Annotated in this window: 20 protein-coding genes, 7 tRNA genes and 1 pseudogene; 7 read left to right on the forward strand and 21 right to left on the reverse strand. The window is 50.2% G+C overall.

All coding sequences use genetic code 11. From position 1 onward, the window contains the following. Positions 1–72: 72 nt before the first annotated feature. Complete coding sequence (gene rplY, locus K5621_RS11050; protein WP_100143862.1) at positions 73–360, reverse strand: 50S ribosomal protein L25; 288 nt, start codon at positions 358–360, stop codon at positions 73–75. Between the two features lie 293 nt (positions 361–653). Here rplY and K5621_RS11055 point away from each other — a divergent pair, with 293 nt between their 5' ends. Then, positions 654–1,157, forward strand: a complete 504-nt coding sequence (locus K5621_RS11055; RefSeq protein WP_221051255.1) for a hypothetical protein — start codon at positions 654–656, stop codon at positions 1,155–1,157. On the opposite strand, the gene mepK is transcribed toward K5621_RS11055, so the two are convergent. Continuing rightward, positions 1,045–1,593 (reverse strand): peptidoglycan L,D-endopeptidase MepK, encoded by a 549-nt coding sequence (gene mepK, locus K5621_RS11060; RefSeq protein ID WP_100143866.1) that lies wholly within the window; start codon positions 1,591–1,593, stop codon positions 1,045–1,047. The two genes, K5621_RS11055 and mepK, sit on opposite strands and share 113 nt — an antisense overlap. 198 nt (positions 1,594–1,791) lie before the next feature. Next, complete coding sequence (locus tag K5621_RS11065) at positions 1,792–3,246, reverse strand: L,D-transpeptidase family protein (RefSeq protein WP_245003070.1); 1,455 nt, start codon at positions 3,244–3,246, stop codon at positions 1,792–1,794. Positions 3,247–3,449: 203 nt separating this feature from the next. Here K5621_RS11065 and K5621_RS11070 point away from each other — a divergent pair. Continuing rightward, a pseudogene (locus K5621_RS11070) lies at positions 3,450–3,740 on the forward strand (HU family DNA-binding protein); the annotation flags it as partial. A 218-nt stretch (positions 3,741–3,958) separates the two neighbouring features. Here K5621_RS11070 and K5621_RS11075 read toward each other — a convergent pair. The 9 genes from K5621_RS11075 to K5621_RS11115 form a co-directional block, all read right to left on the reverse strand. After that, positions 3,959–4,032 (reverse strand) — tRNA-Cys (locus tag K5621_RS11075). A 34-nt stretch (positions 4,033–4,066) separates the two neighbouring features. Further along, a tRNA-Gly gene (locus K5621_RS11080) sits at positions 4,067–4,142 on the reverse strand. A gap of 167 nt (positions 4,143–4,309) precedes the next feature. Beyond that, complete coding sequence (pgsA, locus tag K5621_RS11085) at positions 4,310–4,858, reverse strand: CDP-diacylglycerol--glycerol-3-phosphate 3-phosphatidyltransferase (protein ID WP_100143870.1); 549 nt, start codon at positions 4,856–4,858, stop codon at positions 4,310–4,312. Between the two features lie 47 nt (positions 4,859–4,905). Beyond that, positions 4,906–6,735, reverse strand: a complete 1,830-nt coding sequence (uvrC, locus tag K5621_RS11090; protein WP_100143872.1) for an excinuclease ABC subunit UvrC — start codon at positions 6,733–6,735, stop codon at positions 4,906–4,908. A 90-nt stretch (positions 6,736–6,825) separates the two neighbouring features. Further along, complete coding sequence (gene uvrY / locus K5621_RS11095; RefSeq protein WP_221049259.1) at positions 6,826–7,470, reverse strand: UvrY/SirA/GacA family response regulator transcription factor; 645 nt, start codon at positions 7,468–7,470, stop codon at positions 6,826–6,828. A gap of 276 nt (positions 7,471–7,746) precedes the next feature. Then, positions 7,747–8,268: a type IV toxin-antitoxin system AbiEi family antitoxin gene (gene abiEi, locus K5621_RS11100; protein WP_025009634.1), complete on the reverse strand. Its 522-nt coding sequence runs from the start codon at positions 8,266–8,268 to the stop codon at positions 7,747–7,749. Positions 8,269–8,760: 492 nt separating this feature from the next. Beyond that, a tRNA-Ser gene (locus K5621_RS11105) sits at positions 8,761–8,851 on the reverse strand. Between the two features lie 393 nt (positions 8,852–9,244). Continuing rightward, positions 9,245–9,335: transfer RNA gene (locus K5621_RS11110), tRNA-Ser, on the reverse strand. 393 nt (positions 9,336–9,728) lie between these two features. Continuing rightward, positions 9,729–9,819, reverse strand: a tRNA-Ser gene (locus tag K5621_RS11115). A 205-nt stretch (positions 9,820–10,024) separates the two neighbouring features. Here K5621_RS11115 and K5621_RS11120 point away from each other — a divergent pair. Together K5621_RS11120 and fabA are read left to right on the forward strand one after the other, a co-directional pair. Then, entirely contained in the window at positions 10,025–11,629 is a 1,605-nt protein-coding gene (locus tag K5621_RS11120; RefSeq protein ID WP_100143929.1) for a Lon-insertion domain-containing protein, read from the forward strand. 76 nt (positions 11,630–11,705) lie between these two features. Continuing rightward, on the forward strand, positions 11,706–12,221 hold the full coding sequence (gene fabA, locus K5621_RS11125) for a bifunctional 3-hydroxydecanoyl-ACP dehydratase/trans-2-decenoyl-ACP isomerase (protein ID WP_100143931.1): 516 nt from the start codon (positions 11,706–11,708) through the stop codon (positions 12,219–12,221). Positions 12,222–12,318: 97 nt separating this feature from the next. On the opposite strand, the gene rmf is transcribed toward fabA, so the two are convergent. The 5 genes from rmf to rlmKL form a co-directional block, all read right to left on the reverse strand. Next, positions 12,319–12,495, reverse strand: coding sequence for a ribosome modulation factor (rmf, locus tag K5621_RS11130; RefSeq protein ID WP_084271256.1), 177 nt, complete (start codon positions 12,493–12,495; stop codon positions 12,319–12,321). Between the two features lie 182 nt (positions 12,496–12,677). Next, the gene (locus K5621_RS11135; protein WP_221049260.1) at positions 12,678–14,519 is read right to left on the reverse strand and encodes a DUF3466 family protein; all 1,842 of its coding nucleotides are present in this window, start codon (positions 14,517–14,519) and stop codon (positions 12,678–12,680) included. Between the two features lie 29 nt (positions 14,520–14,548). Continuing rightward, positions 14,549–16,462, reverse strand: a complete 1,914-nt coding sequence (locus K5621_RS11140; protein ID WP_221049261.1) for an ABC transporter ATP-binding protein — start codon at positions 16,460–16,462, stop codon at positions 14,549–14,551. Position 16,463: 1 nt separating this feature from the next. Then, entirely contained in the window at positions 16,464–16,694 is a 231-nt protein-coding gene (locus tag K5621_RS11145; RefSeq protein ID WP_221049262.1) for a glutaredoxin family protein, read from the reverse strand. Further along, positions 16,687–18,816 (reverse strand): bifunctional 23S rRNA (guanine(2069)-N(7))-methyltransferase RlmK/23S rRNA (guanine(2445)-N(2))-methyltransferase RlmL, encoded by a 2,130-nt coding sequence (gene rlmKL, locus K5621_RS11150; protein ID WP_221049263.1) that lies wholly within the window; start codon positions 18,814–18,816, stop codon positions 16,687–16,689. Before rlmKL ends, K5621_RS11145 begins: the two co-directional genes overlap by 8 nt. 373 nt (positions 18,817–19,189) lie before the next feature. Between rlmKL and K5621_RS11155 the strand changes: the two genes are divergently transcribed. Both K5621_RS11155 and K5621_RS11160 read left to right on the forward strand, forming a co-directional pair. Next, a tRNA-Met gene (locus K5621_RS11155) sits at positions 19,190–19,266 on the forward strand. A gap of 41 nt (positions 19,267–19,307) precedes the next feature. Then, a tRNA-Met gene (locus K5621_RS11160) sits at positions 19,308–19,384 on the forward strand. Positions 19,385–19,735: 351 nt separating this feature from the next. Here the strand turns inward: K5621_RS11160 and lpxM are convergent. The 4 genes from lpxM to pheS form a co-directional block, all read right to left on the reverse strand. After that, on the reverse strand, positions 19,736–20,689 hold the full coding sequence (lpxM, locus tag K5621_RS11165) for a lauroyl-Kdo(2)-lipid IV(A) myristoyltransferase (RefSeq protein WP_100143941.1): 954 nt from the start codon (positions 20,687–20,689) through the stop codon (positions 19,736–19,738). Between the two features lie 144 nt (positions 20,690–20,833). After that, on the reverse strand, positions 20,834–21,130 hold the full coding sequence (gene ihfA, locus K5621_RS11170; RefSeq protein ID WP_025009628.1) for an integration host factor subunit alpha: 297 nt from the start codon (positions 21,128–21,130) through the stop codon (positions 20,834–20,836). 3 nt (positions 21,131–21,133) lie between these two features. Then, the gene (gene pheT, locus K5621_RS11175) at positions 21,134–23,521 is read right to left on the reverse strand and encodes a phenylalanine--tRNA ligase subunit beta (protein ID WP_221049264.1); all 2,388 of its coding nucleotides are present in this window, start codon (positions 23,519–23,521) and stop codon (positions 21,134–21,136) included. Positions 23,522–23,536: 15 nt separating this feature from the next. Continuing rightward, a complete protein-coding gene (gene pheS, locus K5621_RS11180; RefSeq protein WP_100143945.1) occupies positions 23,537–24,517 on the reverse strand; it encodes a phenylalanine--tRNA ligase subunit alpha in 981 nt (326 codons plus the stop codon). A 389-nt stretch (positions 24,518–24,906) separates the two neighbouring features. On the opposite strand from pheS, the gene radD reads away from it, so the two are divergent. Then, a complete protein-coding gene (radD, locus tag K5621_RS11185) occupies positions 24,907–26,655 on the forward strand; it encodes a DNA repair helicase RadD (protein ID WP_221051178.1) in 1,749 nt (582 codons plus the stop codon). Positions 26,656–26,691: the final 36 nt, after the last annotated feature.

The following is a 26,691-nucleotide window of genomic DNA, read 5'->3' on the forward strand; positions in this document are numbered from 1 at the left end:
TCTGACTTAAAGGTCAGAATACAGACATAAAAAAAGCGCCCTCAGGGCGCTTTTTCAACATCCAATTATCGATTAAGCGTAAACGAAGTCTACGTGCTCGATCATTGGCTTGAATGCGTGACGCTGCATAGCCTGGGCACGTACTTTAACTTCTTTACCGTCCAGAACGATGGTCAGATCGCTGGTGTAGAAGTCTTCGTTGGTTTGGATGTTGATGATATCTTTGTGTTCAAACACGATAGAAACGGCTTCTTTGCCGGCACCGTAGATAACGGCTGGAACTTTCCCGTCACGACGCAGGCGGCGGCTCGAACCTTTCCCAATCTCAGTGCGGGTTTGTGCTGGAATAGTGTAAGACATAGTCATTCTCATTAAATAGTCAGTAATTGGCTGTCATTTTCGACCAATAACAGCCTCGTATAAAGCGGGCGAATACTAGCACAGCTCTCTTGGGCAAACAAGCCAACTTATTGTTTGAGAGCAAGATGATAACCCTGCCCGCCATTTTAGCTGTTGCTTATCTGTAATATCTGTAACCATTAGGAAAAGCCCTTGCTTAGTAGAAGTTTTACCCCGATCAAGATCACAATTTTTCGCTTAAGCTGCTGCTACTCTGCTTGAAGTGGTCTGGTTTTATGACTTGAAGAGAGCCGATGAACGCCAATCTGCAGCAACTGATCCGGGATGATAGCCTGTGTTATAAACTGGCAGCGGAACTGCATTACCTGATCGAACATGCTCCCTTTAGACAAGAGAAACTCGATCTTATCCTTCTGGAATTCCTCGCCTGTAATCAGCAAAAAAGCAGCCATCTATTGCATCTGATGCGAGCCTGCAACTACCCGGATCTTATCGAACAATTGAGCTCAGACGCCCTTTTTTACGACAGGCTCAACACCCTAGTAGCCGACTGGCAGCAAACTCGCGAGCTGTTGCGCCTCAGATTACAATTCAGCGAATTGATGGCACTGCTTGAAGATAGAAAGCCCCGCGAACAGGGCTTTATCCGCCGAGCGGAAAACAAGCTTTCAATGGCAGAGAAAACTACCAGCTGCGCACCGGCCCGCAGTCAACGTGGACAAATCCCGACGCCGGATAATAGCCGACTCCCCCTAGTTTTAATGACAGGGCAGCCTCACGCAAAGTCTCAAGCTTAACTCCGGGTATCGCAATATCCATTGCCATGCCCCGCATGTGGTAACTCTTCTTGGCGACACCATTGCTTTTGCCCGCCAACATGGCGTTGGTTTTAGGTGAGCGATAACCTGAAATCACATGGATCTCTTCAGAAACTGACAGCGTCTGCTGCAAGTTAAACAGGAGATCGAACAAACGTTTATCCATGGGCGCCGCCAAGTTCTGCCGATGATCCCTCAAAAGATGGCTGAATTGCGACAGAGTATTACTCTGATAATGACCGTCTTTCCAATAAGTCCCGTCACCACGCTCGCCTGTATGGCGGTTATAAAAACTCAGATATCGGCTACCTTTGGTAGATCGACTCGCCATCGCTTTTGAAGGAAGCATAGAAACCATTGCCGCGCCACCAAGACCCATCAACAACTGCCTACGGGCAGGACATACTACTGACACTTATTCACCTTGCACAAAAAACAACCACAAGGCGGCAAATTATACGGGATTAACGCCAAGGTCAAGCGCCGATTTATACCAAGCACCGACGCCCCTTTCCCGAGAACTCGGCTAGAAATAAGATAATTCCTTGTGCCACATTAAGTTAGTCCAACAAGCTTAACCTTTGACCCATGCGGCAAAGGTGCGCCCTCAATCTCAAGGACCTAACAAATGCGCTTCACTCCGCAAACGTTGCCCTGATTTATTGGCTAGCTCGGCATCCTGTCGTACCCTGGCCTCGACAGCGACCTTAACCCCAGGGCTCAACTGGTAGATATCACTGCGAAATTGCGCCACTTCACTTTCATCCATCCAAGCGGTCCAATACACCAGATGAACAGGCAGACGCTGCTCAAAGGCAAACCACTGAGTGGTTTGATAGTCACTTTGCATCCTTTGCCAGGTTCTCTTGTCCCGCACCAGATTATTGGCCATCCAGGACGCCAACTCTTCCACCTTGTCGACCCGGATACAACCGGATGACAAGGCACGATTAGCCTTGGCAAACAGATGCTTGTCCGGTGTGTCATGCAGATAAACATTAAAGCCATTGCTGAAATGGAACTTGTAGCGCCCCAAGGCATTATCGGCGCCAGGTTGCTGCACTAGACGATAAGGAAAACGGCCACTCGCCTCTTTTTGCCAGGCTTCGGCGCTCTCTTCGACTCTATTGCCCTGATAGTCATAGACATTGAAATGCCGCTGTTGCAAGTATTCGCCATCCTTGCGGATCTGCGGCAGTAAGTCACGCCTCAGTATTCCCCTTGGCACTGTCCAGGTAGGATTCAAAACAATATTGGATACCTCGCTACTGAGCAGCGGCGTCTGCCTATAGGGCTTACCGACTATGACCCGGGAGCGCAACTGTACCTGATTGTCATCCACCAGAGTCAATTCAAACGCCGGGATATTCACCAACAGGTAACGCGACCCCAACTGCTGTTGGTAGACGGTGCGAGCAACGAAATTGCTGGCCAGCAGGCGAGCTCGCGCCAACGGTTCGGTATTGAGCCAGCGCAGCGTATCTGGGCCAATGATGGCATCGGTTTTAAGCCCATGACGGGATTGAAACGCTTCTACCGCCGAGGCCAGCTGCGGTGAATAAACCTTGTTATCCCCAGGCTCGCTATTGAGATCGCCAAGCCAATATAAACGCCTGGCAATCGTTGGGATCAATAGATGACTATCGCCAGGGCGCAGCCAACCGCCGGGGTCCAACCTAGGCCATTGATGCCGCTCAGCGAGCCAAATCAGATAGCGGATCCGGCTGCTGGTTGCCAGATAGTCATCTTGTTGAGGTTCCAGCGCCAATGCCCGACTGAGAGGGTCCGCATCGTTGGACAATTGATTAAATGCCAAGGATACGCCACGACGTTTCCAAAAGTCGGCGATGCCCTGTTCAATCCCATCACGGCGTTCCAGCTGCAAGTTGAGATCACCGCCACGTATAGTGCGTAAGTCATCGGCAAATTCTCGCCCCTCCGGCAACAGTGCCAGTAACTGCAGTTGATCATTCAGGATCCTGAGAGCGGCATCATCGGCTTTCACTGAAAATGCCGCACTACTGAGGAATAGAATGGTCAGTAGAGACATTAACGCGCGCTGGGTCATATCGGCCTCCCTGGGCATAAGCTCAATTATGGCAAATTTACACCGTGATTCGATGATATTTTGCTGACAAATGGCCTAGCAACCGTCAGAGAACCTGGGAGATCGGCAAACAAATGATTATTAGCGATTGATAATTAACCAGTTATCAGTACAAGCCTGTGATTATCGAGACTATTCTGATATAAAATCCTGCCAAAGCAGTAACAGGCAATATAATGAATAGACAAATGCTCATTCGGCAGATGGCCGAAAGACAACAGATACCCCAAGCAGAAGCCAAAGTGCAACTGCAGCATATTCTGGCCAGCCTTACCCAGGCGCTAACTGAAGGTGAAAAGGTCTATCTGCCACAGTTTGGCACTTTTGAACTCAGATACCACCTTCCTCGCAACGGTCGGAACCCGCAAACCGGCGAGCCGCTGGAGATCGCAGGCTGTAACCAACCAAGCTTTAAGCCTTCCCCTTCATTGAGACAGATGCTGCAACAAGATTAGTCCGCGCTCGGGGCACCCCCTGCCCCGCTATCAGCACCTATTAACAATAGCTATCGATATAAAAGCCAACATTTAAGAAAAAACATTAGACGGTTATTTTAATGCGATGAAATTCGCCAGCGATTGTTGATAAAGCAACAGATTCAAACGGGAACCCAAACGGTAACCAGAATTACTTTGCATTAGCGGGAAAAACTTAATCAAGGAAGGTTTTAAATTGGAGGCGCGACCCGGAGTCGAACCGAGATCGACGGATTTGCAATCCGCAGCATAGCCATTCTGCCATCGCGCCTTTTTGAATCACAACACAGAGCGTGGTGTGATGTTGGAGCGACATATCGGGTTCGAACCGATGACCTGTACCTTGGCAAGGTACCGCTCTACCAACTGAGCTAATGTCGCATCACTTCTTTACGAGGTTTAGTATTCAGAGCCAGCCCTGACTACGGATTGGCATTCTACGCTTTTAACCTTGGCTGTCAACGAAGAATTTACCCTTAACTGTTTGCTTGAACACTAAATAATCTTATCGAAACTTTATTGTGCAACCGGGTGTAAAATAGCAGCAATCACCCGGCAATCAGATCCTTCCAGGCTGCCTTGATATAACAAATCATCGACCAGAAGGTCAGGAAAGCCGCCACATATAACAAGGCATAGGCGGCATAAACCATCCAATCACCCTGCTTCCAAATAAGACCGATAATTGCCACCATTTGTGCCGCTGTCTTGTACTTGCCAATCCAGGATACCGCCACAGCGCCGCGTTTACCGATCTCGGCCATCCACTCGCGCAGTGCCGATATCACCAGCTCACGCCCAATCATAAACAGCGCCGGCAAGGTCAACCAGATAGTATTGTAGTCTTCAACCAACAGCACCAGAGCCGTGGTCACCATCAGCTTATCGGCCACAGGATCCAGGAAGGCACCGAAACGAGTAGACTGTTCCAACTTTCGAGCCGCATACCCATCCAAAGCATCTGTGATCGCTGCAAGCCAGAAAACAAATGCAGCCACAAACGGCGCCCAACTGTATGGCAAGTAAAATATCAGAACAAAAACAGGCAGTAAGAACAACCTAAACCAAGTAAGGGCGATGGGTATATTAAACGGCATGATAGAACCAAATAGTCAAAAGCAGCGCCAATCTTGCCTGATTTTTGCTACCCTCGCAATGCATCATGTATCGTTTGAGCCATTTCTGGACTGATCCCAGGCACTTTTGCCAATTCCGCGACACTTGCCCCCTTCACTTGCTGTAAGCCCCCCAGATATTGCAACAGGGCCTTACGTCTTTTCGGGCCAATCCCCGGGATAGACTCCAGGCTTGAGGTGTTGCGGGTCTTTTGACGTTTATTTCTATGACCGGTAATCGCAAACCTGTGGGATTCATCGCGAATATGTTGAATAAGATGTAGCGCCGGTGAATCATCCGGCAGTGAAAAGCTCTCTTCTGTATCACCGAAGATCAGGGTTTCCAATCCGGGTTTGCGGCTTTCACCTTTGGCGACCCCGATAAGTGTAGGTACCGCCTCTATGCCGACAAACTTTTCGTTGACCACTTCCTGAGCCATTCTCAGTTGGCCAAGACCACCATCGATAAAGACGATATCCGGGATCTTGCCTTGAGCATTGACCTTATCAAACCGGCGAGTCAAGGCTTGCTTCATCGCAGCATAGTCATCGCCAGGGGTAATGCCCTTGATGTTGTAACGCCGATATTCGCTCTTGTCCGGCCCTTCGCGATTGAATACCACGCAGGAGGCCACAGTGCTCTCCCCCATGGTATGACTGATATCGAAGCACTCCATACGCTTGATCGGGGTGCTTTGTTCAAGCGCTTCTTCAAGCAGCAGGAATCTCTGCTCCACTGTATTACGGTGGGCCAACTTAGTATTGACTGCATTGGTCGCATTAGTCTTGGCCAAGCGCAAATAACCGGCCCTATCCCCTCGTACTCGAGTGCGGATGGCCACTTTCTTGTTCAGCGCCTCCATCAACACCTGCTCCAGCTCTTCCAGCTCCTCATAGCTGTCACTCAGGAGAATTTCCCGCGGGATAGTACGCTGAATATCGACATTGAGATAAAACTGCAGCATAAAGGCTCTGAGTACCTCAGCCATTTCGGTCTGCGCCGGCACGCTGGGGTAGTAGCTGCGGCTACCGAAAATCTTGCCCTCGCGAATAAACAACAGGTGGAAACAGGCCACCCCTGAGGCGTAGTGCACCCCAATCACATCGAGATCACCGTGGCTGGATGACACTTCTTGCTGCTCGGCCACCCGCCTGAGTGCCATGATCTGATCCCGATAGCGCGCTGCCTGCTCGTAAGCCATGGACTCGGCCGCCTGCTCCATTTTCTTGACCAAGGCGCTGAGCACCTGCTGATCCTTGCCCTTGAGAAACAGGGTCGCCAGCTTGACCTGCTCCTGATATTCCTCGTCTGAGACCTTGCCGACACAAGGAGCGCTGCAACGCTTGAGCTGATACTGCAAACAGGGACGCGAGCGCGCCTTGTAGTAGAGATCGTCACATTGACGAATAGGAAACAGTTTCTGCATCAAATGCAGGCTTTCACGCACCGCACCGCCATTGGGATAAGGTCCGAAATACTGCCCCTTCTCCCGTTGCGGCCCTCTGTGGTAGGCGAGCCTGGGGTGCCTGTGCTGGCTTAGCAAAATAAAGGGGTAAGACTTATCATCCCTGAGCAGCACATTGTATTTCGGCAAGTACTGCTTGATGTAATCGTTTTCCAGGATCAGCGCTTCGGTTTCACTGTGAGTCAGTGTAACATCGATATTGGCGATATGGGACACCAGCGCCTGAGTCTTCACATTGGGCAGATTCTTGCGAAAATAAGACGATAGCCGTTTCTTGAGATCTTTGGCCTTGCCCACGTAAATCACGCTACCGGCGCTGTCGTACATACGATAGACGCCCGGTGCCGAGGTCAGATTTTTAAGAAAAAGCTTGGGATTGAATTCCTGCGGCATGAACCCACTCTATGAATAACGGCTGAGGAGATAAAGATTTCAGGGACAGAAAACAACAAGGAAAGAGGGAGCCATGGCTCCCTCTGTAAATCAGAACTGCCCGGTATCGAGCATTTTATAACGAATCGCCAACCGGGTCAGCTCCACATCACCGTTGATCCCCAGTTTGGCAAACAAGCGATAACGGTAGCTGTTTACCGTTTTGGGGCTGAGGTTCAGCTGTTCGGAGATATCATTGACCTTCTCACCATTGGTGATCATCATCATGATCTGCAGTTCTCGCTCAGACAATGACTTGAAGGGGTTTTCATCTGTCTGATCAAATTGACTCAAGGCCATCTGCTGGGCAATTTCCGGTGAAAGATATCGCTGCCCGTGAGCCACCTGTCGAATGGCCTGGATCACCTCTGGCGGCTTGGCTCCCTTGGTGAGATAACCGGAAGCACCGGCCTGCATCACCTTGGTCGGGAAAGGATCCTCTGAGTGGATAGTCAATACTATGATTCTGGCATGAGGTTGGTAACGCAGAATTTTACGGGTGGCCTCAAGCCCCCCTATTCCGGGCATATTCATATCCATCAAAATCACATCGGCTTCATTCTGCCTGCTCCACTGCACAGCAGCTTCACCATCACCGGCTTCCCCTACAACTTTAATGCCTTTCTCATCTTCGAGGATCCGGCGGATCCCGGTCCTGACCAACTCATGGTCATCCACCAAATATACGGATATCAACTTCAACCCACCTTATTATTGTCGGCCTTTTCGTGTAGCCCTGATTCTTCGAAGCCTTTGGGATAATTTAGCCCATCTGCCGACAATAGAAAAGCTCAAGTTAACTTTATGATTATAAAAGAAACTCATTCTTATGTTGACTTGGATAAGGGATAAAGTGCAACAATCTTCCCTTTTGTTGCATAAAAATTCTCTTGCCAAGGCAATAAAATGCCAAAGTCAGTGCAACAATGCCTTGGTCGAAAGACAAATGAGTTCGGGTCGACATTGAGCCGATTAAGATTCAACCAACATATGCAAGTTCCGGCCAACCCGTTTCAGATCCCTCAGGGCAGCCGCTTCTGTAGCCATACGCAGCGGCCTTTGCGGAATTTTAATGGTATTGTGCAAAATATCCATGTCATCGCGCTGGGTATGGGTAAATTCGATAGTGCCATAGGGTGTCTTAAAAACCCCCTTTCGACCTGTGGTCATCACGGTAATGTAACTGATAGGGATCTGCGAAATCGCACCGTATTCAGACAGGGCCGATTCCAGCGAGACATAGTTATACTCACCGCGCCGCAGTGCACAGGCGATATGCTCCACCGCGTAACTATCTCGCCGGCTCAGCGCAAACAGGTATACGCCGCGGCAGGGCCTTTCCAAGATCCCCTGCTTTATCAACCTAGGCAGACTCTGCTTAAACGCTTCTGCCGTATCATCAAAAAATAACCGCCTAAGATTCCCCTTGGTATACACATAGATGCCTTTACGATCAAAACTGTGCAGCCGTTGCAAAGCAGTACTGATATCCATAACCCAATCAAGTAGACATAAAAGTGCTTAATAGCATACCTAAATGTCCACTTAAAGCCTATTGGAATGAGGTTGCCTCTCTGTCTGAATTAAGGACTTGAAACTGTGTAGGTGAGCTCTAACACAGAACTGATTTTCCAGTAGCAATCATTAAAACCGGAACACGAAAAGCCCGCCTGTTTGCACAAGTGGGCTTTTCTGATTATGGCGAAGGAGCAGGGATTGGTACCCTGCATAACGGCGCGATAAACCCTGTTACGCTTCAGTCAGAATGACAACTAGCTTGGATAGATATGGAAATCAGGCATGAAAAAGCCCGCCTGTTTGCACAAGCGGGCTTCTCTGAATATGGCAAAGGATCAGGGATTTGAACCCTGCATGACGGCGCTATAAACCCGCCATTTTCTAACCGCCTATACCTGGCTAATCGCTATCATCAAAACTGAGATACGAAAAAGCCCGCCTGTTTGCACAAGCGGGCCTTTCTGAATATGGCGGAGGAGCAGGGATTTGAACCCTGGATGGGCTATAAACCCATGCCGGTTTTCAAGACCGGTGCATTCAACCACTCTGCCACCCCTCCGGAACGAGGCGAATAATATCGCCAACCCCAGACTCTGTAAACCGTTAATAAATCATTTTATTCCAACTGCTTGTTCATTAGGCAAACCGGCTTTTCGGTGAGCACTCCTGAGTGATCAACAACGCAAAAGTCGGTTATAGCGACACCATAAACCGCAGGTTGCTCTGAACTGTTTAGGTATGACAAGAATTCATCAAAACCGAGATACGAAAAAGCCCGCCTGTTTACACAAGGGGGCCTCTCTGAATATGGCAAAGGAGCAAGGATTCGAACCCTGCATGACGGCGCGATAAACCCTGTTACACTTCAGCCAGAATGACAACTAGCTTGGATAGATATGGAAATCAGGCACGAAAAAGCCCGCCTGTTTGCACAAGCGGGCCTTTCTGAATATGGCGGAGGAGCAGGGATTTGAACCCTGGATGGGCTATAAACCCATGCCGGTTTTCAAGACCGGTGCATTCAACCACTCTGCCACCCCTCCGGAACGAGGCGAATAATATCGCCAACCCCAGACTCTGTAAACCGTTAATAAATCATTTTATTCCAACTGCTTGTTCATTAGGCAAACCGGCTTTTCGGTGAGCACTCCTGAGTGATCAACAACGCAAAAGTCGGTTATAGCGACACCATAAACCGCAGGTTGCTCTGAACTGTTTAGGTATGACAAGAATTCATCAAAACCGAGATACGAAAAAGCCCGCCTGTTTACACAAGGGGGCCTCTCTGAATATGGCAAAGGAGCAAGGATTCGAACCCTGCATGACGGCGCGATAAACCCTGTTACACTTCAGCCAGAATGACAACTAGCTTGGATAGATATGGAAATCAGGCACGAAAAAGCCCGCCTGTTTGCACAAGCGGGCCTTTCTGAATATGGCGGAGGAGCAGGGATTTGAACCCTGGATGGGCTATAAACCCATGCCGGTTTTCAAGACCGGTGCATTCAACCACTCTGCCACCCCTCCGGACGGCGCAAATAGTATAAGCTCACTAAGCCGTTGTAAACCCTTATTTCTAAAAATATGTTCACATGTCTAAATCTCAGCCATCCGAAGGATTCAAACGGAACTCATATCGAACAATAAAAGGCTGCCCGAGATGGAGATTTACCATGCTGCCCCGCCGCCCCTGTGGTAAAATCAGCTTATCTTTAAATGACTTTGAACCACAATGAAGCCTAGCTTGATCCCGGCCGGGGCCCTTACCCCTCAATACTCCAATCTGCAGCTTCCCACATCGAGCCAACTGACAGATCTATTACTTGGACAAGAAAGAGTCATAGAGGCCTTTGGGCTACTGCAATCCTTATCAGGACAACAGCTCTTCCTGGCAGATTTCCAGGGTATCCACCGCACTTGGCTATTTGAAGCCCTGAGCGCCCAGAGCAAGATGCCGATGCAATACTTAAGTGGTCGCATCACCCGGGCTCAGCTACTCGGCTATCAGAATAGTCAGCAACAAAGACAACCTAGCGCCCTCACAACGCCAGGAATACTCTTTATCTGCGCCGAATCTCTATGGAAACGTGAGCCTTTATGGGAGCTATTGCTGGACACCATAGAGAAAGGGGGCTTCGAGCACCAAGGGCAATGGCAGCCCCTGCAAGCGAAAGTCGTGTTGGTAGGTTCGAGCCTGCTCTACAGCGAACTCAGGTACCATGAACGCAGATTCAGCGAATTATTTGCCCTGCTTGGGGAACTAGTATTTGAAATTGATTTGCAAAAGGTTGCTGTCAATGACTATGTAGCCTGGTTGGCAGAGTTAGCCAAGCTCAGTCATTGTCAACTGACCGAGTCGGCCTTACTGCCGCTGCTCAGATACAGCAGTCGTCTGACAGAGCATCAACAACGCTTGAGCCTCGCCAGCGCAGATTTGGCACAAGTGTTCGCTGAAGCGGCTTTTTATAGCCAAGGACAAGCGCTAGACGCCAACGCCATTGAACATGCCCTGCTCCAACGCCAGCAGCGACATAACGCCCAAGAGCAGCAGTCGGCCCAAAATCTTGATGACGCCTTCATCTATTTGCCAACTGAGGGTGCTATGGTGGGGCAAATTAATGGCCTAACAGTGATAGACACCTTGGATTATTGCTACGGCGAACCGGCCAGGATCACGGCATCGGTACACTATGGTGATGGTGAAGTCGCCGATATTGAACGGAAATCTGAGTTGGCGGGTAATATCCACGCTAAGGGAATGATGATCCTGTCCGCCTGTCTCTATCGGGTATTTGGCCGCGACGCGCCCTTGCACCTCAATGCCAATATCGTATTTGAGCAGTCCTATCAGGAAATTGATGGTGACAGCGCCTCCTTGGCCGAATACTGCAGCCTGATCTCGGCAATAACCGAACAGCCGATAGACCAAGGACTGGCGGTGACCGGCGCTCTGGATCAGTTTGGCAATGTGCAGGCGATTGGTGGCGTCAATGAGAAGATTGAGGGCTTTTTTAAACTCTGCGCGAGGCGCGGCTTGACCGGCAGCCAAGGGGTAATTATGCCCAAGTCCAATGTGCAGCAACTCAACCTGGCACCCGATGTCATCGCTGCGGTAGAGCAAGGGTTATTCCGGCTCTATGAAATCACTCATGTAGACCAAGCCGTCACTCTGTTAATGGGGATTAAAGCCGGAGAAGCCGACGAAGATAACAACTTCCCAGAGGACACGCTTTACGGCATGGTACAACAACGGCTCGACAGATTGGCGGGTAATCTTGATGAAGAACCCGGCTATTTTGCAAGGTTACTGGCAAGATTGCCATTTTTTAACCAATAACTAGCTGATCGGAGTTGTTTAGCTTACACCTGTTCGCTAATCTTGGCGGCACTTGAAGAAGGATGTGGTAACAACAATGACTAAAGCAAACAGTTTCAACAAAGAAGAACTTATCGCCTGCGGCCATGGTGAGATATTTGGCAAGAACTCCCCTCGCCTGCCCGTGGACAATATGCTGATGATCGACCGAGTCGTGACCATCAACGACAACGGCGGCGCCTTCGGTAAAGGTGAAATTGTTGCAGAGCTGGATATCAACCCGGATCTCTGGTTCTTTGGCTGTCACTTTGTTGATGACCCTGTTATGCCTGGTTGTCTGGGACTGGATGCCATGTGGCAACTGGTTGGTTTCTTCCTTGCCTGGGAAGGGGCCGTGGGTAAAGGCCGCGCACTCGGGGTTGGTGAGGTAAAATTTACCGGCCAGGTGCTGCCAGGCGCCAAGAAGGTGACTTATAGGCTGAATATCAAGCGCACCATACACCGCAAACTGGTGATGGGTATTGCCGATGCGACTTTGGAAGTCGATGGCCGCGAGATCTACTCGGCCACCGATCTGAAAGTCGGTGTATTCAGCGATACCTCAACCTTCTAAAGCCATCGAATACAAGCAACAAGGTCGGCAATTGCCGACCTTGTTGCTTTCAGAGCGCCATAAAAATGCCCTCATCTGGGAGGGCAGTCTTGCTGAATTACTTATTGAACAGGCCGGTAATTCGGCCTTCCACCCCTTCGCGCCAGCCTCCTAGCCACTGGGAGCGAGAATCAAGATTCGAATAAGGACAAAGCTCCTTGGAGCGGCCGCCGACACCGGCTTGGAATCCCTTCGAAAAGGCTCGGTCTAAACGATCTCGTTTTTGTCTCTTCATGCAAGCGTCCTCTGTACTATTTTACATAGAAGCATCAGCTTCACTTGCTATGAATAGAACTTTTCAACGCCGAGATCAATCAAAAAATCGCCAATTATAACGAAGAAATTTTAAACTATTGAGATCCTGATTAAAAAAAATCGGCGCCTTTTGGGCGCCGATCTCACAGGCTTAAACTAAGCTTAAATTTTGCGTCTGCGCCACCAGATCAGCGGCAGCAATGCCAACCAACCCAAACTGGCCGCACCGGAACGCTCAAACGGCTTATCGATATCACCGTCGTCCACCTGAGTACAGGCTTCACCACTATTACTGGGCTTAAGTACCACCATACGCGGCAGATAAGAAGTCACAGGCTGACCGTTACCATTAAGCTCAAACAGCGGCTTGCCGTTTTCACCAATCACCAAATTACCTTTATCATCGAACTGGTAAGAAGGCTTACGGATAAAGGCGGTACCGACTATGGTGCCTTCCTCATTGATGCTGTTGGCTTCTACCACCACTATGTCAGTGTTGTAGGTCAGGGTTTTGCCTGAGCCATCTTCAACACTCACTTCATGACGTTTCCAGTTGCCTTCGGCATCTTTCTCATAGCCTTTGGACTCACAGGTCAGCAGCTTATTGAGATTACTGAACTCACCGGACTCTTTGTCAAACAGGAAGCCCACCTTGGGTCTTGGTTTGTCCTTGTCATGGGTAGACTCGATATAACCCACGACCTGACCTTTGTTGTTGATATCTCTGGGCTTGCTGGAGAGATCAGACATAGTGTTGTAGAAATCATTGGGGGTAACCGGCTTGGTCTCAGGGTTATTGGTATCATAGATAAAGAACTTATCGCGGATATAACCCTGAATGTACTTGTTGTAGCTACCGACCAAGATCCCTGCATCATTGACATCATAGGCAATGGAGTTACGCACATCGTCATCGACAACCGGGATCCAATGGTATTGGTATTCACCATTGGCATCTTTACTCCAGTAAGCCGCATCCATTCTCAGGTTATCTGAATCGTTATAACGATAGACATGGGAGCGTCCGGCAACAACTCCAGAGTTGTTCAGCCCCAGCCCCTGAGCGGTAAAGGTATAGTCTGAATCACCGGGAGTCAGGCCAAGTGGCAACTCGGTACCGGTAACCGCACCGTTTTCGTATTGCCAGACATAGGCACGCATCTGATACTGGATATTGCGGGTGTTGTTGGCGTTGGGGTATTTTTCCCGTTGCAAACACACATCCAGCGGCAGCGTGTTGTCACTACCCAGACAGGCAGCAACCCGCTCTGCCCCATAGTTACTGATGGCAGTACTGGCATAACCGGCAATCTGGTTATTGCTGTTGATAGCCGATGCCATAGACCAACCGCCGAGTTCAGCCGTCTTGTTGTCCTTGGTATAAGTGGTGTAAGGCGGCAACAACGGCACTTCGGTGTCACCGTCTTTAACAAAACCGCGCTGTTCAAAGTCACGGTAATACCAGTAGTCCTGTTCTGTACTTTCCCCGGTATAGTCGACCTTATTCTCTTTACCTGTCATGGCTCCGACGCGAATACCGGCGTCATTGATACCATAGAAGAAACTGTCTACTGAATTTACGCTGGCCGGAACGGCAGGGTCGGTATCCGCAGGAGGGGTGCTACCGTTGATACTCTCGAAATTAGGCGTCCAGGGACTCACAGGATCGTTTTCCTGGGAGTTAAAAGTGAAGTTATTGGCAATAATGGGTTTATTAATGGAATAGGTGATCTTTTCCTCGGGCGCGATACCATCTTCAATATCAATGATGCCATCGTCATTGTCCACATCCGAGATGCTGAGCTTTTTCTTGCCCTTGGCCACAGCTATGGCTTCATTGTTGGCATTAACGCCCATACCATAGCCGGTACGAGTATCGGTCAGGTTGCCTTTGAGATCATATCCATCCAGGTTAACAATTTCGTAGACAGGAGCCGCCTGCGATACTTGTAATACACTGATAACCCCCATGGCCACCAATGACAGCGCACTATTCAACTTCATTAATTTAATTCCCATTATATTTTTTGAGCTTACTTCATTGACTCGAGTTCTTCCCAACGCTCGAAGTAAGCCTCCAGTTGCTGTTCTTTCTCTGCCAACTGTTGCAATTCGCGACCAACAATCTCTTGCTCCTGCGAATAAAAGTCCGGCTGGTTGACACGCTCCTGCAGCTGTTCCAGCTCCTGCTCCAGTGTTTCCATCAGGGCTGGTAAAGCATCCAACTCACGTTGAAGCTTATAGGAAAGCTTTTTGGCTGTCTTGGGTTCTGCAGTTTTTTGCGGCGCAACCTCCTGTTTGACAGGCTTAGCCGCCTCAGGTTCCTCAGCGTCGCGATAGAAACGTGCCCCCTGGGCAACCGCATCCTGATAGCCACCGACATATTCACTCCAACGACCATTGCCACTGAACCACCAGGAACTGGTGACCGTATTATCAATAAAGGCCCGGTCATGGCTGACAAGCAGCAGAGTGCCTTCATATTCAGTGAGCAGAGACTCTAGCAACTCCAGTGTCTCTATATCAAGATCATTTGTCGGTTCATCGAGAATGATAAGGTTGGCTGGCCTAAGCAGCAACCTGGCCAGCAGCAAACGGTTTTTCTCACCGCCGCTGAGCGCCTTGACCGGTGTGCGTGCACGCATAGGCGAAAACAAAAAGTCCTGCAGATAACTGAGGATATGCCTGTCTTTGCCGTTGACAGTGACTGTGCTCTTACCCTCGCCGACGTTTTCTTCAACCGTCTTTTCCGGATCCAAGGCTTCGCGGTATTGGTCAAAGTAGGCAACTTCCAGCTTGGTGCCCGTCTTGATTTCACCACTCTGCGGCGCCAACTGACCTATCAACAACTTGATAAGCGTGGATTTACCGCAACCATTGGGGCCAATCAGTGCGATGCGATCACCGCGCATCACATTGGTGGAAAAGTCCCGCACCAGGTCCTTATCGGCCAGGTTGTAATTGAGATCCCGCACCTCAAACACCAACTTGCCACTGCGATCGGCTTCAGACACCTGCATTCTGGCATTGCCCTGGCGCTCCAAGCGGGCCCGGCGTTCCATTCTCAAGGCCTTGAGAGCCCTCACCCGGCCTTCATTACGGGTACGGCGAGCCTTGATCCCCTGACGGATCCACACCTCTTCCTCGGCGAGTTTCTTGTCAAAGTGGGCATTTTGCTCGGCCTCAACCCTGAGCCACTCCTGCTTACCATCGAGATAACTCTGGTAATCACCGGGCCAGGAGGTAACCACTCCGCGATCCAGATCGACTATGCGGGTGGCAATCTTTTGAATAAAGCCACGGTCGTGACTGATAAAGGCGATGGCGCCCTTATATCCCAACAGAAACTGTTCCAACCATTCTATGGTGTCGATATCCAGGTGGTTGGTTGGCTCATCGAGCAACAACAAATCTGGCTCGCTCACCAAGGCTCTGGCCAGGGCGACTTTACGTTGCCAACCGCCAGAGAGTTCAGACAGAGGTTTATCCGGGTCCAACCCCAGCAACCGGCAGTTTTGCTGAATACGGTTGTCGAGCTGCCAACCATCGAAATGATCCAGCTTGGATTGCAACCGCTCGAGATTTTTCAGCATTTTCTCAAGCGCTTCGCCCTGGGCCTTGGCCATAGACTGCGACAGCTGATGGTATTCTTCGAGCAGTTGGCCCACATCGGCAAGACCGGCGGCAATATAGGAATAGACAGTGCCCTGTTCCGCTTTGGGCGGATCCTGTTGCAGGCGGCTGACTTTCACATCGGTGGCGATATTGAACTCACCATCATCGAGCAGGACTTCTCCTGCCAAGACCTTCAATAGGCTGGATTTGCCGGCGCCATTACGACCGACAATACAGACCCGCTCGCCGGCTTCAATACTGAAATCTGCCTGCTGTAGCAGAGGGGTATAACCATAGGCAAGCGAACCATTATTGATACGAACCAGACTCACATTATGCTCCTGTAAAGCGTTTTACTTGCTGTTCATCGAAGGGCCAACAGAGTTCCTCACCCAAGCTGTTGGCCAGCACAGGAATAAGCACGCCATAGCGCGCGGCAAGCGTTTCTTGCTCGCAAATATCCTGGGTGTGATAACCAATATTCAGGCCATCGAGCAAGGCCATAGCCAACTCACACAAGTGGCAACCATCTGTGTGGTATAGGGTCAATGGCGCCTCAGGCATGGGTGATCAACCAGGTATTATGAATATGCGGATTGCGCTTGTAATCCATTGGCAGCATCTGGGCATCCATATTGGTAACTGACATGCCCTGAGCCGCCATGGCTTCGCTATCCATTTTGAACTTACGTTTATTGTTGGAAAAGATTATCTCTCCGCCCGGATTGAGCAGTTTGAATAGATCAGACAACAACTTGACGTGATCGCGCTGCACATCGAATGAGTCTTCCATCCGTTTGGAGTTGGAGAAGGTTGGCGGATCGATAAAGATAAGATCGAACTTGCGGTCACAATCGCGGATCCATTGCAGGCAGTCCCCCTGCTCGAAACGATACTGTTTGCCAATCAAACCATTGAGCACAAAGTTATCCTTGGCCCAGTTAAGGTAAGTGTTGGACATATCCACTGTCGTGACCGACTTGGCACCGCCAAGCCCGGCGTGTACCGACGCGGTTCCCGTATAGGCGAACAGGTTGAGTACATCACGGCCGTTGGCTTTACTGCCCACCAGTTTGCGAATAAGCCTGTGATCGAGAAACAACCCGGTATCCAGATAGTCGGTCAGGTTAAGTTTGAAACGGGCACCATACTCCTGGGTAACCAGCTCCAGCTTTTCTTTGTCGAGCCGCTGGTACTGATTTGTACCCTTCTGCCGCTCGCGGGTCTTGAGGATGATCTTGTCCGGCTCAACACCTATGGCGCCGGGCAAAGACAGAAGCACATCGGTCAAACGTCGCTTGCTGACGGCTTCAGGTATGCTGGCAGGCGCTGCATACTCTTGAATCACCACATAATCCAGATACTTGTCGATAGCGACATTATATTCAGGAATATCTGCGTCATAGAGGCGATAACTGTCGATCCCCTCTTTACGGGCCCACTTATCCAATTGTTTCAGATTCTTTTTCACCCGGTTGGCAAAGGCACTGGCGATGTCACTGACCTCAGCCCCCGACTGCTCGGCTGCCACCGCCGCCCTGCGGGTAGAATTGGCATGCAGGGTATAGAGGTTAAAGGCGCACTCAAGTGCCCCGTTGAACATCTTCATCTGCTTGTCGGCCTTGAGCTTAAGCGATGAGATCAATTCGATATCACTGCAAAGCAAGGCCACTTGCCAACCACCAAACTCACGCTTGAGCTTGTCGCCAAACTGATAGTAAAGCTGCAACAAGGAGGAGACATTGCCCAAACGCTCGCCATAAGGCGGGTTGGAGATCAATAAGCCTTTGTCCAGCGGTGGCGTAATATTGAGAGCATTGGCAACACTGAACTCGATCAGATCACTGACACCGGCGCTCTTGGCATTACGTTTGGCCAGCGCCACCATGCGCGAGTCTATGTCCGAGCCGAAGAACTTCACTTCACAACGGTTCTTGCCTATGCTGGCGCGCGCTTTGGCTTCCTCGACTATGCTTTGCCAAAGTTTGGCGTCATGGCGATGCCAGTGCTCAAAGCCAAAGCGACTGCGTTGCAGTCCGGGGGCCATATCGGCCGCTATCATAGCCGCCTCAATCAACACAGTGCCACTGCCACAAAATGGATCCAGCAAAGGCGTTTGTTTATCCCATTGGGCGCGGGCCAACATGTTGGCAGCGAGATTCTCTTTCAATGGCGCCTCACCGGTACCGCTGCGATAACCACGTTGATGCAGCGCCGGCCCGGAGAAGTTCAGCGCTATGGTTACCTGGCCGTTACGGTAGTGAGCATCGATTTTGAAGTCGGCATCAACACGTTGCACATTGGGACGGTTAAGATCATCTTCGCGGAAACGATCCACCACAGCATCTTTAATCTTGAGGGCCCCGAACTGGGTGTTCTTGATAAAACCGCCCATGCCGTGAAAGTCGATACTAAAGGTACAACGGTTGTCAAAGTGGCTCGGCCAGTCGATACAGAAAGCAGCATTATAAAGCTGTTCTGCTGAGTCACAGGGCCCGCGATGCAATATAAGAAGAATACGGCTTGCCAATCTGGTCCAAAGAGTAATGCGGTATGCCTGCTCCAGTGGACAGGAAAAATAGACCCCGGCCAAACTTTCCTTGACCTCAAGCGCACCGAACTCGCGCAGTTCCTGCGCCAAAGCATATTCAAACCCCTTGGGGGCCGCCGCAAAAAAATTCAACATGAACTAACCAGATAGCAAAGCAAAAATGAATGGCGCATTATAACCTCTGATTAAGGTAAAAGATAAAAACTTCCGTTTTCAGGATCGCTTTTCTCGATCAATCCTACCGATTTGTTGGAGTTGTAACCAATACGTTTACCCCCTGCGCATTAATGAATTAAATTTGAACACTCAATGGCATTTTGATGATTTATCCTTGCATTGCCGCCCCTTGGTCGTTATAGTCCACCCCGCTTTGACGGACACCGGATGGAGCAACATGATAGCTAGCCTGGCTCAGTTCTTTATAAGAGCCTAGAAAGTTGTCGGTTCAAATCCAGCGCCGTAAGCAAATTCCTTAATTATGAATTCAAACTGATTAGCACAATTCGGACGCGGGATGGAGCAGCTTGGTAGCTCGTCGGGCTCATAACCCGAAGGTCGTCGGTTCAAATCCGGCTCCCGCAACCAATTCCTTAATTATGAATTCAAACTGATTAGCACAATTCGGACGCGGGATGGAGCAGCATGGTAGCTCGTCGGGCTCATAACCCGAAGGTCGTCGGTTCAAATCCGGCTCCCGCAACCAATTCTTTAATTCCTTCATGCAGCAAGGTAGCTGGTCGGCTCAGTTCTTTACAAGGAGCCTCGAAGATCGTCGGTTCAAATCAGCTCCTGTAACCAATTTTCTCCTAAAGTAGCAAACTCCCCTCATTAACTATGAGCATAGCGAGAGCTATCGGGATCGGCTTGTTCTTGTATTGCAGGAAATTATTATGTTTCCCCTCCCCTTGGTTCAAGCTCAAAACATCAACCAGATTTCAGCCTTTGAACATGGCTACCTATTCATGACCGTTGCAAAAGCTCGCGCAGAATGGCCACACCATGTAATACGTAAAAGAAAAGCCACTCTGTGAGTGGCTTTGTCAGCGTGTTATTTTTAATAAATCGGCGGCATACCTTCCGGACGAGTGCGCAACACCTTAAGAAACCACATATATTGCTCGGGGTAGGCGGTAATCACCTGCTCCACGGCCTTGTTTAATGCAATGGCTTCATTTTCCTTGCCCTGCATCGACGTGGGGGCAATTGCCGGCATAACCGTCAAGCGAAAACACCTAGCTTGCTGATCATAGCCAATCTTCACCGGCATTACTTGGGCGTTACCTGCTTGTGCCAAGCGGCCAACCACTGGCAATGTGGCCTTGACTGTTCCTAAAAATGGTGCAAATACGCTCTGTTCCGGTCCCAAGTCTTCATCCGGCAAATAGAAGAAACTATTGCCCTGTTTCAGCTCAGCCAACAAGGCCCGGATCCCGGCTTCACGCATATAGATATTGCCGCCTTGAGAGCTTCGCATCCGGTTATTGAACCAGTTGAACAATTCATTTCGATGCGCCTTGGCCATAGAGACCATGGGCAAGTCCAAATTCAGCCTCAAACCGGCATACTCTATGCCCCACACATGGGGCATGATAAAGATAATCGGCTGCCCAGCTTCACGGGCAGCGGCAATATGCTCTTCTCCCTCAACCTTGACTCTTTTGCGTATATAGGAACTCGGCATCAAGATAAGCTCAGCTTGGGCCAGCAAGGTCATCACAAAAGCTTCGGTGTTGCGCTCCAGCAACTGCTCGATTTCCGATTCACTCTTATCGGGGAAACAGGCTTTGAGATTGGCTCTGGCCACCTTAATGGGCTTATGGGCTATACGCCTGACCAAACGTGACAAACCGCGAGCGATAGGATCGCGAATAATGGCGGGCAAGAGTCCAAACAGAACCAGTACGCCTATCGCCAACCAACTGCCCCAAAATCTCGGATGCAACAATGACCAACGGAAGCGCCTATCGAAGTATTTGCCTTTCTTAGGCTTGGAAGGTGTATTTGACAAGGTTTAACCCCTGGGTTTAATCCCAATGCAATGCCAAACCTGGCATTAAAAACAACAGATCTATATGAAAGCGTTTTCTACAGACACAAACAGGGAAGCCACCCTCAGGAGCGGCTTCCCTGTTCTAAATTACTGACCGAGCAGTTATTTGCCTTTATTAGCGGCTTCTACGCGACTCTTCAGTTTCTGACCAGGGCGGAATGTCACCACCCGGCGGGCAGAAATAGGAATATCTTGACCTGTTTTGGGATTCCTTCCCGGTCTTTGATTCTTATCCCGAAGGTCAAAATTGCCAAAGCCAGATAACTTGACCTGCTCACCATTTTCGAGCGCAGTTCGGATCTCTTCGAAAAACGCTTCAACCATCTCTTTGGCTACGCGCTTATTGATACCAAGCGTTTCAAAAAGATGCTCTGCCATTTCGGCCTTGGTAAGTGCCATACTTTAATCCCTCAACGATGCGTTGAACTCGGACTTGAGTGCAGAAACGACTGTATCAACCATCTCAGCTATCTCCTTTTCCTCAAGTGTACGAGTGTTATCTTGTAACGTAAGTGCGATCGCCAGACTCTTTTTGCCCTGCTCTACACCTTTACCTCGGTATACATCGAACAAGTTTAAGCCAACCAACTGATTTCCGCCAACTTTTCTTATTAGCGTCATCACTTCACCTGCAGCGACTTCTTCATCAACTACTATGGCAATATCGCGACGATTAGCTGGAAACTTAGATACAGCCTGGGCTTGCGGCAATTTAGCCTGCAGCAAAGCATCCAATTCCAGCTCAAATACTATAGTTTTACCATTCAGCCCGAAAGGCTTCTCGAGGCTGGGATGGACTGCACCTATGTATCCTATGACCCGATCATTTCTCAGTATTTCAGCACATTGCCCCGGATGCATAGCCGGATGCAGCGCTCCTTTAAAACTAAATTCAGCTTCGGAAACTGTCAAGCCAATAATGGCCTCTAAATCACCTTTAAGATCGAAGAAATCAACAGTTTTCGACTCCATGCTCCAGTGTTCATCACTCTGGGGACCGGCAATCACCGCGCCCAGCATGGCTTGTTGTCTTACGCCGGATTCTGCTTGTGCATCAGGAATAAAGCGTAAACCAGTCTCAAACAGGCGCACGCGCCCCTGTTGACGTGCCTGGTTGTAACCCACAGCACTCAACAATCCGGTGAACATAGACAAGCGCATGGCCGACATTTCACTGGAAATCGGGTTAGGCAACACCATGGCTTCGCTATCAGGATGCACCAGTTTTTGCAGCTTAGGATCGACAAAGCTGTAGGTGATGGCTTCCTGGAAACCACGGGCAACCAACATAGCCCTCACCCGGCTCAGCTTCAGAGCCGTCTCTTGATGATCTGTCATAGACAGACGTGCCAGCGGCGCCGTGTTGGGGATATTGTTATAGCCGTAAATTCGGGCAATTTCTTCGATAAGATCTTCTTCAATTGCCATATCGAAGCGGTAAGTGGCGGTTTTCACCTGCCAGTCACTAGCCTGCTTTTCAACCTGGAAGCCCAATCGGGTCAGAATTTGTTCAACATCTGTGTCATCGATATGATGTCCAAGCAGTTTGTCCAGCTTGCTGCGACGCAGTTTAATGTCGGCAGCCTTTGGCAGATGCGCTTCGCTCTTGGCCTCAACCACAGGGCCGGCTTCACCGCCACAGATATCCAGCACCAAACGGGTGGCTCTGTCCATAGCCTTATGCTGCAGCTCTGGGTCAACACCGCGCTCAAAACGATGCGACGAGTCGGTGTGCAGTCCAAGGCGACGGGCCTTACCCATGATGGCCAAAGGCGCGAAGAACGCACACTCCAGCATAATATCGCGGGTTTGCTCACTGACGCCGGAAGTCTCACCACCGAAGACACCTGCCAGGGCCAATGCCTGGCTGTTATCGGCAATCACTAGGGTATCGGCTGGCACAGTAATTTCATTGCCATCGAGCAGAGTCAGTTTCTCTTCACCAGTACCCAGGCGTACCTTGATACCGCCGTCAATCTTGTCCAGATCGAAAGCATGCATAGGTTGGCCGAACTCAACCAACACATAGTTGGTGATATCCACGATAGGGTCTATGGAACGAATACCGCTACGGCGCAGCTTTTCCACCATCCAATCAGGCGTTTGCGCCTTGACATTGACATTACTGATAACCCGGCCCAAATATCGTGGGCAGGCTTCCGGGTTGGCAACTTCTATTTCAACTGTACGCTCACTACTAACACTGGCGGCTTCCCAGCTTGGCTCGGTCACGTTCAGTCGGTTGAGCACACCCACTTCACGGGCCAGACCCACCATACCCAGGCAATCTGCGCGGTTGGCGGTAAGATCCACATCGATGATCACATCATCAAGCTGCAGATATTCGCGAATATCTGTACCTATAGGAGCATCCAACGGCAGCTCAATAATGCCGTCGCTTTCAATCTCTATGCCCAGCTCGCCATAAGAGCACAGCATGCCATGTGAAGGCTGTCCACGCAGTTTGGCTTTCTTGATTTTGAAGTCACCAGGCAGCACCGCACCGACAACGGCCACTGCAACCTTGAGTCCCAGGCGGCAGTTAGGGGCGCCGCAAACAATATCCAGCAGCTCTTCGCCGCCAACATTGACCTTGGTGACCCGCAGCTTGTCGGCATCCGGGTGTTGACCACATTCAACCACCTCACCCACTACCACGCCGGAAAAATCACCGGCAACGGCAATGACGTCGTCCACTTCTAGGCCGGCCATGGTGATTTGGTGAGTTAATTCGTCACGGCTAATCGCAGGGTTAACCCACTCACGAAGCCAGGATTCACTGAATTTCATAGTACTAAAGCTCCGTTATTTGAATTGCTTGAGAAAACGTAAGTCGTTTTCAAAGAAGGCACGCAGGTCGTTGACACCATAACGCAACATGGTCAAACGCTCGACGCCCATACCAAAAGCAAAACCGGAGTACTTATCAGGATCGATTCCCACACCGCGCAGCACATTAGGGTGAACCATGCCGCAACCGAGCACTTCCAGCCAGCCGTTCTTACCTTTCACATCCACTTCGGCAGACGGCTCGGTAAAGGGGAAGTATGAAGGACGGAAACGAATCTCCAGATCCTCTTCAAAGAAGTTACGCAGGAAGTCGTGCAAAATGCCTTTCAGTTCGGCAAAGTTTACATTCTCGTCCACCAGCAAACCTTCCACTTGATGGAACATTGGCGTGTGGGTCATATCATAGTCATTACGATAGACACGGCCGGGAGAGATGATTCGCAACGGTGGCTTTTCCACTTCCATGGTACGAATTTGCACCCCTGAAGTCTGGGTACGCAAAACTAACTTGGGATTGAAGTAGAAAGTATCGTGATCAGCCCGTGCAGGATGATGCTCGGGAATATTCAAGGCATCGAAGTTGTGATAATCATCTTCGATTTCTGGTCCCTGTACGACACTAAAGCCCAACTCACCAAAGAAGCTTTCAATTCGTTCTATGGTACGGGTGACCGGATGTAAACCACCATTGTCCAGGCGACGTCCCGGCAGGGTGACATCAATTTTTTCCGCCTGGAGCTTTTGCTCCAACTCGGCGGCTTTCAGCCCTTCAATGCGTTGATTGAGGAACTGCTGTACCTTCTGCTTGGCTTCGTTGACCTTCTGACCGAAGGCGGGCTTTTCTTGTGGACTCAGGGTCGCCATCAACTTCATCATGTCGGTTATCTTGCCCTTCTTGCCAAGATAATCGACGCGGATGTCATCGAGGATTTTCAGATCACTGGCCCCTTCGATGGCGGCTAAGGCCTGTTCTACGATCTCAGTTAACTGCTGCATCTTCTCTTCCAGTGCATGCCAGCCCGTAGGCGGCGATTTTGGTGTCTGTTTGAAATAAAACAGTAAAAGAGTGAAATTCTACGTTAGCCACGGGTCTTTGACCAGTGGCGAGAGCCATTTTAACAAATGAATTGCCTACAAAAAGTGCTTTTTTTGACCATTGATGCCCTAAGCCGAACGCGCTGGGGTTTGGATGGGTAAAAAGCCGTCACCGAGGTAGACATACGGGAAATCCATAAGTGAAAACCACAGCTCCGGAGCCGGTTTGTGATAAGCTCGCCGCATGGTCAATTTCGCCTCACAAATCAGTGTCAGCAGTAGACAGTAAACAGCCAGCAGCTCAAAAAGCCAAGACAAAACCTCAGGCAGAGAATACCGCCAAGGCCAGTATTCAATTGCGTGATTATCAACAGCAAGCCGTGGATGCAGCGGTGCGCTATTTCCGCGCTCAGTCTGGCTCGGCAGTGATAGTGCTGCCCACGGGAGCCGGTAAGAGTTTGGTGATTGCTGAGCTGGCCCGTATCGCCAAAGGTAAGGTACTGGTACTGACCCATGTCAAAGAGCTGGTCGCCCAAAACGCCGAAAAAGTTGCCCTGTTAACCGATGAAGCCAGCATCTACTCGGCCGGCCTGAGACAAAAACTCACCCAAGGCAAAACCGTTGTCGCCAGCGTGCAATCCGCCGGGCGCAACCTGGAAGCCTTCGACAACCACTACTCCCTGGTGGTCATAGACGAATGCCACAGAGTGAGTCTTGAGCAGGACAGCCAGTATCAGCAACTGCTTGAGCACCTCAAATCCCACAACCCCAAACTTAAGCTACTGGGATTGACGGCCACACCTTATCGCCTTGGACTGGGATTTATCTATCGCCGCCACTATCACGGCCGGGTCGGTAATCCCGACCTAGGGATTTTCGATGACTGCATTTTCGAGTTGCCCTTAAGGCCCCTCATTAAGCAAGGCTATCTGACGCCGCCCAGGCTTTACGATGGCCTGAGCGCTCAGTATGACTTCAGCAGCCTGCCGAGTAACGGCAATGGGGAATATGATGAGACTAAGGTTGATGCCCTGCTCAGTCACAGTGGCCGCGCGACCAAGGCCATTGTTAACCAACTAAGGCAACTGGCCAACACCCGCAAGGGAGTGATTATTTTTGCCGCCACTGTGCGTCACGCCGAAGAAGTGCTAACGCTGCTAGCTGGCGAACAGGCAGCGCTCATCACAGCGACCACAGAGATGCAACAACGGGATGCCATCATCCGTGCCTTTAAGGCTCAGGAACTTAAGTTTCTGGTCAATGTGGCCGTGCTCACAACCGGGTTTGATGCGCCCCATGTGGACCTTATTGCTATCATGCGGCCCACGGCATCTGTGAGCCTGTTTCAACAGATGGTTGGCCGCGGCCTGAGGCTGGCCGAAGGCAAACAGGACTGTCTGGTCATAGATTATGCCGCCAGCGGCTTTGATCTCTTCTATCCCGAGGTCGGCACTCCCAAGCCCGCGGCAAACTCGGTGCCGGTGCAGGTTCCCTGCCCCGAGTGTGGTTTTGCTAATATCTTCTGGGGCAAGACGGATGAGGATGGCGACATCATCGAACATTTCGGCCGCCGCTGCCAGGGACTGTTGCAGGACAATAGTCAATGCAGTTATCGCTATCGCGCCAAGTCATGCCCGGATTGCGGTGCCGAAAACGATATCGCAGCCAAGATTTGCCATCAATGCCAATCGACTCTGGTCGACCCGGACAAACGCCTCAAAGAGGTGTTGTCAAAACAACATCATCATCTGTTCAAGGTGCAGCAAATGCTGCTGCACGCCGAAGAGGGGCGACTCAGAGTTCAGTATCTGGATTACGACGGCAATGACTTCAACCAGTATTTTAAAATGGAGACCAGTGCTCAACGCCGGGCACTGTTTGCTTGTTTTATCCATCCCCATAGCAAAACACCCGGGCTGAAACTGCCGAAATACAGTCAACCACAACAACTGGTCGATGATGCTGCGCGGTTTCGGGCGCCGGATATGCTGCTGCTGAAAAAACAGGCGCGGCGCTGGGATTTATTGCAAACTTTCTTTGATTATCAAGGCAGGTTTCAAACCGAAAAATCATTCCTGGGATCGAGCGGCTTAGCATAGGTTCTTAAGCTGTGGTATAACTGCTGCAAATCAAGT

Origin of the sequence: Shewanella carassii (genome assembly GCF_019670705.1) — a bacterium.
GTDB classification, from domain to species: Bacteria; Pseudomonadota; Gammaproteobacteria; order Enterobacterales; family Shewanellaceae; genus Shewanella; species Shewanella carassii.

Coding starts and splice junctions, on each gene's coding strand:
- abiEi (WP_025009634.1), bottom strand. CDS start 8,268: ATGGATATCAGTACTGCTTTGCAACGGCTGCACAGTTTTGATCGTAAA.
- pgsA (WP_100143870.1), bottom strand. CDS start 4,858: ATGCCGTTTAATATACCCATCGCCCTTACTTGGTTTAGGTTGTTCTTA.
- K5621_RS11065 (WP_245003070.1), bottom strand. CDS start 3,246: ATGACCCAGCGCGCGTTAATGTCTCTACTGACCATTCTATTCCTCAGT.
- pheT (WP_221049264.1), bottom strand. CDS start 23,521: ATGAAATTCAGTGAATCCTGGCTTCGTGAGTGGGTTAACCCTGCGATT.
- K5621_RS11135 (WP_221049260.1), bottom strand. CDS start 14,519: ATGAAGTTGAATAGTGCGCTGTCATTGGTGGCCATGGGGGTTATCAGT.
- rplY (WP_100143862.1), bottom strand. CDS start 360: ATGTCTTACACTATTCCAGCACAAACCCGCACTGAGATTGGGAAAGGT.
- pheS (WP_100143945.1), bottom strand. CDS start 24,517: ATGCAGCAGTTAACTGAGATCGTAGAACAGGCCTTAGCCGCCATCGAA.
- fabA (WP_100143931.1), top strand. CDS start 11,706: ATGACTAAAGCAAACAGTTTCAACAAAGAAGAACTTATCGCCTGCGGC.
- rmf (WP_084271256.1), bottom strand. CDS start 12,495: ATGAAGAGACAAAAACGAGATCGTTTAGACCGAGCCTTTTCGAAGGGA.
- rlmKL (WP_221049263.1), bottom strand. CDS start 18,816: ATGTTGAATTTTTTTGCGGCGGCCCCCAAGGGGTTTGAATATGCTTTG.
- K5621_RS11120 (WP_100143929.1), top strand. CDS start 10,025: ATGAAGCCTAGCTTGATCCCGGCCGGGGCCCTTACCCCTCAATACTCC.
- ihfA (WP_025009628.1), bottom strand. CDS start 21,130: ATGGCACTTACCAAGGCCGAAATGGCAGAGCATCTTTTTGAAACGCTT.
- K5621_RS11055 (WP_221051255.1), top strand. CDS start 654: ATGAACGCCAATCTGCAGCAACTGATCCGGGATGATAGCCTGTGTTAT.
- K5621_RS11145 (WP_221049262.1), bottom strand. CDS start 16,694: ATGCCTGAGGCGCCATTGACCCTATACCACACAGATGGTTGCCACTTG.
- uvrC (WP_100143872.1), bottom strand. CDS start 6,735: ATGCCGCAGGAATTCAATCCCAAGCTTTTTCTTAAAAATCTGACCTCG.